We start from the raw sequence: 6,000 nt of genomic DNA on the forward strand, positions 1-6,000 counted from the left end.
ACACCTTGCCGGCCAGGCAAGGTGTGACGATCGGCGCATGGCAGGGCCGAAGGTACACTCCGGCCCTGGATGCGCCTGTTTTCACACCTTTTTAAGCCTCGCGGGACTTAATTAAAAGGTGCTTTCTCCTATTAGGCGACATGGTCGCTGCTGTTTTCTTCAAATAGGTTTTCCGCGGCTTGCGGACGCCCCGGCAAAATCAAGTTGAGCAGGACGCCGACAATGGCCGAGAGCGCCATCCCGGTAATTTGGAAGCTGTCGCTGATTTTCAGCACGGCGCCGCCGATGCCGATGACCAAGATGACCGAGGCGATGACTAAATTGCGCGTCTGGCCGAAATCGACGCGGCTGTCGATCAACATGCGCAGTCCGGACGAGGCGATGATGCCAAACAGCAAGATCGACACACCGCCCATGACCGGCGTCGGAATCGAGCTGATCAGCGCCGTGATTTTGCCGACGAAGCCGAAAGCGATCGCGATGACCGCCGCGCCGGCCAGCACGTAGACACTGTAGACGCGGGTGATCGCCAGCACACCGATGTTTTCCCCGTACGTCGTTTTCGGCGGACCGCCAAGCAAGGCGGAGATCATCGTCGCCGTTCCGTCCCCTAAAATCGAGCGATGCAGTCCTGGTTTTTGGATCAAATCGCGGCCGACGACTTTGCTTAAGACGAGCTGGTGGCCGATATGCTCGGACAAGGTGACGATCGCCACCGGCACCATGAGCATGACGATCTCCCATGTGACGCGCACCGGATAATCGGCAAACGGGATCAAGAAATCCGGCCATTCGAACCATTTCGCCGCCGCCACTTTCGACAAATCGACGAGCCCGACCGCCAACGCGTAGAGATAGCCGACGACAATGCCGACAAGCACCGGAATGAGGCTCAACATGCCGCGCGCGAGCACGGAGCAGACGATCGTTGCCGCGAGCGTCACCAGCGCCACCGAGAAATGGAGCAGGCTGTATTTGCCGTCCGGGCCGTTCATCGCCATCCCGACCGCCGTCCCGGCCAAGCCGAGGCCGATGACGATGATGACCGGGCCGACCACAACCGGCGGCAACAGTTTCATCACCCAGCGGTAGCCGGCTTTTTTAATGATGAGGGCGACAACCCCGTACACCAATCCGGCGAGAAAGCTGCCGATCATCGCCGCTCCCGGGCCGCCAGCCGTTTTCGCCGCGATGATCGGCGCAATGTAGGCGAACGACGAGCCAAGATACGCCGGCACTTGCCATTTGGTAATGATCAGAAACGCAAGCGTTCCGAGCCCGCTTGTCAGCAAGGCGATCGACGGATCTAAGCCGACTAAGTACGGCACTAAAATCGTCGCGCCAAACATGGCGAATAAATGCTGAAGGCTTAATGTGATCCATTGCCCAACGGTCGGGCGGTCTTGAATGTCCAACACCGGTTTGTTCATCTTTCGTCACTCCTTTGATCAAATGAGCGAGGCTTGCTTTCTAGTGTGCACAAAAAAACCCTCTTTGCCCGCGAAGGCGCAAAGAGGGTGCAGAAACAGCCGAAACGATTCCGCCCCTTTTGCAGCCTCACGGGACTGCGCTTAAAAGGGAGCTTCGCTATTTTTCATGAATGGAGACTTGATCGATGCCGTCCACCTCGGAAAGTTCAACGACAATCATTTCCGCACTGGATGTCGGGATGTTTTTGCCGACGAAATCAGCGCGGATCGGCAGTTCTCTGTGGCCGCGGTCAACAAGCACGGCGAGCTGGATGCGCGCCGGGCGGCCCAAATCCATGACCGCATCCATCGCCGCCCGCACCGTCCGGCCGGTGAAGAGTACATCATCGACTAAAATGACATTCCGCTCGGTCACCGGAAACGGCACATTCGTTCCTTTCACAAGCGGTTCATGGTCGTCCGTCTTCACGGTCAAATCGTCGCGGTACAAGGTGATGTCAAGCTCACCGACGGGAACGGACGCCCCTTCAATTTGCTCGATCCGCTCAGCCAAACGGCGCGCCAAATAAATGCCGCGCGTTTTAATGCCGACAAGCACGCAGCCGTCAATGCCTTTGTTTCGTTCGATGATTTCGTGGGCGATGCGCGTCAACGCGCGGCGAATCGCCTGTTCGTCCATCACGACCGCCTTTTGCATGCAAGCCACCTCCGTTGGCACAAAAAATCCCCCGCCTGTGAAGCGGGGGATGGCGCGCTTATCGCCAAACAAGATGGGCATACATCGCCCTTCTTTGTCATTCCGACCCCTTTTCAGCCTCACAGGACTGAACTTAAAGGTTCCTGTTCACCTGTTTTCATTGTAAAGGGGGCGTGTTCGTTTGTCAATCGTTTTTTCGCAGCCAGTCAAGCAATTCGGCAAACTCCGGCGGTAGCGGAGCTTCGAATTCCAAATACTCGCCGGTGCGCGGATGACGGAAGCCGAGCACCCCGGCGTGAAGCGCCTGGCCGTCGATTGCGAGCGTTTTTTTCGGCCCGTATTGCGGATCCCCGGCAAGCGGGTAGCCGATGTATTTCATATGGACGCGAATTTGGTGCGTCCGACCCGTTTCCAGCTGGCACTCCACATAAGTATAATGGCGAAACCGCTCGAGCACGCGGAAATGGGTGACGGCTTCCTTGCCGTTTTCCTCGGTGACGGCCATTTTCTTTCGATCGCGCTTGTCGCGGCCGATCGGGGCATCGATCGTGCCATAATCGTGTGGAATGACGCCGTGGACGATCGCCTTGTAGCGGCGCGTCACCGTTTTGTTCACAAGCTGCTCGACGAGCGAGCGGTGGGCGGCGTCGTTTTTCGCTACCATCAATAGTCCTGATGTGTCTTTGTCAATCCGATGGACGATGCCGGGGCGAAGCACGCCGTTGATCCCAGACAGGTCGCGGCAATGGGCGAGAAGCGCGTTGACAAGCGTGCCGCGCATATGCCCGGGCGCCGGATGGACGACCATGCCGCGCGGCTTGTTGACGACAAGGACATCCTCATCCTCATAATAAATGTCCAGCGGAATCGGCTCCGGCTCGACATGAAGCGGCTCCGGCTCCGGCGGTGAGACGGCGACCGAGTCGCCCGCCTCGCATTTGTAGTTCGCCTTCACCGCTTGGCCGTTCACGGTCACAAGCCCGTTTTTGATCCATTGCTGCACTTGCGAACGCGACCATTCCTCATTTAACGCCGCGATCACTTTATCAATTCGTTCGCCGTCATATTCGTCTTCGATGTGAAATGTGATCGTGTCCATCTACTCATTCCCTTTCTCTGGTGTCGCGAAAAAAAACATATGGACAAACAGCAAGATGACGCCGACCGTCAGCGCCGAGTCAGCCACGTTGAACACCGGAAAACTGTACGTGCCGATGTACGCGTGGATGAAATCGACCACTTCCTTGCGAAAGACGCGGTCGAGAAAATTGCCAATCGCCCCGCCGAGCATCAGCCCAAGCCCTACGCCTGCCAGGCGTTCGGAAGGCTTCAGGCGGCGAATGTAGATAACGATTCCGGCCGCGACGATGACCGTAATCAAATAAAAGAGCCAAAACTGCCCTTGCAGCATGCCCCACGCCGCGCCGCGATTGCGGTGCGACGTAATATAGAGCGCATTGTCAATGATCGGAATGCTTTCCCCAAGCCGCATATAGCGGACGACAAGCCATTTCGTCCATTGATCGAGGATGACGACCGCCGCCGCAATCCAATAGTATGCCACCGTGCCAAGTCCCCCTGTCCTTCTCATTCATCCTTTTTGCATTGTAGCATAATTCGCCATGGCAAACAAATGAAGCGGCAAGGCCGCGCCAAGGCAGCCTGCCGCTTTTCGTTATGCGGAATAATGTTCGCCCACAATGTGCGCGCAGCGCGGGCAAAGCGTCGGATGCGACGGATCGGCGCCGACTTCTTTCGTCACCGTCCAGCACCGCTCGCACGTCTCGCCTTCCGCCGGGCGGACGATGACGGCCACGTGGTCGAGCCGCTCGGCTTCGGCCGGCGCGGCGTCATACGGTTCATCCGCAACGGAAAACGCCGAAACGATCAGGAGCTGGCGCAAATCTTCGTCAAGCGACGCCAATAGCTTCCGCGCCTCGTCTTTCGGGTAGACGATGACGCTGGCCGTCAGCGATTTGCCGATCACTTTTTCATTGCGCGCGTTCTCGAGCGCTTTTAAAATGTCATCGCGCACGTCCATAAACGCATCCCATTTCGCCAGCAGCGCTTCTTCGCCGTCGATCGCGATCGGCTCCGGCATATCGGTGAGCTGGACGCTTTCGACGTTTTCTCTTCGATTCGGGATATGCTCCCACACTTCATCGGCGGTATGCGGCAAAATCGGCGCGATGAGCTTCGCCAACGCGACGACCGTTTCATACAGCACCGTCTGCACGGCGCGGCGGGCGCGGGAGTCAGCCGCTTCGATGTACAAAATGTCTTTCGCCATATCCAAGTAAAACGCGCTCAGCTCGACGGTGCAGAAATGGTTCATCTCATGGTAAACCGCGGCGAAATCATAGCTGTCGTACGCTTTTTTCACCTTGATGACAAGCTTGTTCAATTTCGCCAACATATAGCGGTCGACTTCGCCAAGCTCCCCAATCGGCACGGCGTTTTTGTTCGGGTCAAAATCGAACAAGTTGCCGAGCATAAACCGGAACGTGTTGCGGATTTTCCGGTACACTTCCGACACTTGTTTTAAAATATGGTCGGAGATGCGCACGTCCGCTTGATAGTCGACCGAAGCGACCCAAAGGCGCAAAATGTCGGCGCCGAACTGTTCCATCACTTTCGCCGGCACGACGACGTTGCCGAGCGACTTGCTCATTTTCCGCCCTTCGCCGTCCAAGACAAAGCCGTGGCTCAACACGCCTTTATACGGCGCTTTGCCGGTGACGGCAACGGCGGTGGACAGCGATGAGTTGAACCAGCCGCGATATTGGTCGGACCCTTCCAAGTACAAATCAGCCGGACGCACGAGATCGTCGCGTTCGACCAACACGGCTTGGTGCGACGAACCGGAGTCAAACCAAACGTCCATAATGTCCGTTTCTTTCGTAAAGATGCCGTTCGGGCTCGACGGATGGGTGAATCCTTCCGGCAGCAAGTCTTTCGCCTCGCGCTCAAACCAGACGTTCGACCCGTATTGGCGGAACAAGTTTGACACATGCTCGATCGTCTCATCGGTGATGATCGGTTCGCCGTTTTCGCCGTAAAAGACCGGAATCGGCACGCCCCAGGCGCGCTGTCGGGAAATGCACCAGTCGCCGCGGTCGCGCACCATGTTATGGATGCGGATTTCCCCCCACTCCGGAATCCATTTCGTTTCTTTGATGGCATCAAGCAACTGGCCGCGGATTTTATCGATCGACGCAAACCATTGCGTCGTCGCCCGGAAAATCGTCGGCTGCTTTGTCCGCCAGTCGTGCGGATACGAGTGGGTGATAAATCCGAGTTTCAACAAGGCGCCCACTTCCTCAAGCTTCTGTGTAATCGCCTTGTTGGCGTCTTCGTAAAACATCCCCTCAAATCCAGGCGCTTCGCTTGTCATATAGCCGCGTTCATCAACTGGGCAAAGGACCGGAAGCCCGTATTTTTGCCCGACGAGAAAGTCGTCTTCCCCGTGGCCCGGCGCCGTATGGACGCAGCCGGTGCCGGCATCGGTCGTGACGTGTTCGCCGCAGACGACAAGCGAGTCGCGCTCATAAAACGGATGTTTCGCCACCACATACTCGAGCGCTGTTCCTTTGATCGTTTTCACAATCGACCATGCGTCCCAGCCGACTTCGTTCGCCACCGACTCGACAAGGGCAGCGGCGACGACGTATTTTTGCCCGTTTGTTTCCACGACATGGTAGTCCAACTCCGGATGGACGGCGATCGCCAAATTCGCCGGAATCGTCCACGGCGTCGTCGTCCAAATGACGATTCGCTCATCGCCCTCAAGCACGCCTTTGCCGTCTTTCACCGGGAAGGCGACATAAATCGACGGCGAACGCTTGTCTTTATATTCGATTTCCGCTTCGGCGA

Annotated in this window: 5 protein-coding genes; all 5 read right to left on the minus strand. The window is 57.1% G+C overall.

Annotated features, from left to right (window positions below):
- Nucleotides 1–131: 131 nt before the first annotated feature.
- Nucleotides 132–1,430, minus strand: coding sequence for a solute carrier family 23 protein (locus tag BRO54_RS15110; protein ID WP_074044470.1), 1,299 nt, complete (start codon nt 1,428–1,430; stop codon nt 132–134).
- A 157-nt stretch (nt 1,431–1,587) separates the two neighbouring features.
- Nucleotides 1,588–2,127: a bifunctional pyr operon transcriptional regulator/uracil phosphoribosyltransferase PyrR gene (gene pyrR / locus BRO54_RS15115; RefSeq protein WP_074044474.1), complete on the minus strand. Its 540-nt coding sequence runs from the start codon at nt 2,125–2,127 to the stop codon at nt 1,588–1,590.
- A gap of 184 nt (nt 2,128–2,311) precedes the next feature.
- Nucleotides 2,312–3,226 (minus strand): RluA family pseudouridine synthase, encoded by a 915-nt coding sequence (locus tag BRO54_RS15120; protein WP_074044471.1) that lies wholly within the window; start codon nt 3,224–3,226, stop codon nt 2,312–2,314.
- Nucleotides 3,227–3,718, minus strand: coding sequence for a signal peptidase II (gene lspA, locus BRO54_RS15125; RefSeq protein WP_079935670.1), 492 nt, complete (start codon nt 3,716–3,718; stop codon nt 3,227–3,229). It abuts the gene before it with no gap.
- 84 nt (nt 3,719–3,802) lie between these two features.
- The coding region (gene ileS / locus BRO54_RS15130) for an isoleucine--tRNA ligase (protein ID WP_074044473.1) at nt 3,803–6,000 on the minus strand (2,198 nt) is incomplete at its 5' end.

Source organism: Geobacillus proteiniphilus (genome assembly GCF_001908025.1).
GTDB classification, from domain to species: Bacteria; Bacillota; Bacilli; order Bacillales; family Anoxybacillaceae; genus Geobacillus; species Geobacillus proteiniphilus.